Source organism: uncultured Planktosalinus sp. (assembly GCF_963973675.1).
In the GTDB taxonomy this organism is placed as follows: domain Bacteria; phylum Bacteroidota; class Bacteroidia; order Flavobacteriales; family Flavobacteriaceae; genus Planktosalinus.
Genome location: NZ_CAXBAN010000476.1, coordinates 1 through 1616, shown reverse-complemented (window position 1 = coordinate 1616; position 1616 = coordinate 1). Strand labels below are relative to the sequence as shown.

Sequence of the window (1616 nt, the reverse complement as noted above, 5' to 3'; positions counted from 1 at the left end):
TCCGCGAGCCGTAAAAAATTATGCTAAAAAACATCCACATTCAATGGGTGCCTGGAGTAAAGACTCGAAGTCACATGTTTCTACGATGAAGTCTGGTGACTTTTTTCATAATGAAAAGTCGACAACAACAGCTAAGGATAATCAACTGCAAATTGTTCATATTGACAGTTTCGGAAACAAAACAGTCTTAAAAGATGGAATAAAGGTATTAAAAGGAGAAATTGTTGACGCCACTTTTATGAGCAAAAATGTACTGTTAGCGTTTTTGAAAAAACAAGTAGCTGAAGCCAAAGCACAAAATGTACTTTTTTCACTTCATATGAAAGCCACGATGATGAAGGTTTCAGACCCCATTATTTTTGGCCATGCTGTTACAACTTTCTTTGCAGATGTATTTTTAAATCACGGTGAAATACTTGAAAAAATTGGTGTTGACGTAAGAAACGGTTTTGGTGATTTGATTTCAAAAATTGATGCTTTAAGTCTTGATGAGAAAAATGATATAGAAGAAACTATAAAAAACTGTATCCAAAACGGGCCTGACCTGGCTATGGTCAATTCTGATAAAGGAATCACCAACCTACATGTTCCCAGTGATGTAATTATCGATGCGTCTATGCCGGCAATGATCAGAAATTCAGGGCAAATGTGGAATGCTGAAGGAAAATCACAAGACACCAAAGCTGTAATACCCGATAGCAGTTATGCGTCGGTCTATCAGGCTACTATTGATTTCTGTAAGGAAAATGGGGCTTTTGATCCCACCACTTTGGGAAGTGTTTCCAATGTGGGGTTGATGGCTCAAAAAGCTGAAGAATATGGCTCGCATGATAAAACTTTTGAAATTTCATCAAACGGTACCGTTCAGGTAATCAATTCTGTAGGAGATATTTTATTAGAGCATTTTGTTGAACAAGGGGACATCTGGAGAATGTGTACTGTTAAAGATGCACCCGTTCAGGACTGGGTAAAACTAGCCGTAAACAGAGCTAGAGCAACCGGCAACCCTGCTGTATTTTGGCTGGATCAACAAAGAGCACATGATGCTCAACTTATTGAGAAAGTAAAAGAATACCTGAAAAACCACGACACTTCAGGACTGGACATTCAGATACTTTCACCTGAAAAAGCCACACTTTTTTCTTTAAAACAAATCAAGAAAGGAAACGATGTGATTTCGGTTTCCGGAAACGTATTGCGTGATTATCTGACAGACCTTTTCCCAATTCTTGAGGTTGGTACTAGTGCTAAAATGCTTTCGATTGTTCCCTTAATGAACGGCGGCGGATTGTTTGAAACAGGTGCCGGCGGTTCAGCACCCAAACATGTGGAGCAATTTCTGGAAGAAAACCACCTGAGATGGGATTCACTGGGAGAGTTTTTAGCTTTGGGCGTTTCTCTTGAACACTTGGGCGAAAAAGACAATAATCAAAAAGCACTGATTCTCTCTGAAGCACTTGATGAAGCAACTGAAAAATATTTAGATAAAGATAAATCACCTTCTCGAAAAGCAGGTGAGCCGGATAACAGAGCCAGTCATTTTTATTTAGGGATGTATTGGGCCGAGGCATTGGCCAATCAGGACAAGGATGAATCTTTAAAGATTATCTTTTCAG

1 protein-coding gene is annotated in these 1616 nt (G+C 39.1%); it reads left to right on the top strand.

The annotated features are described in order from the left end of the window. The coding region (locus tag AACY61_RS13490; protein ID WP_339612102.1) for an NADP-dependent isocitrate dehydrogenase at nt 1–1616 on the top strand (1616 nt) is incomplete at both ends.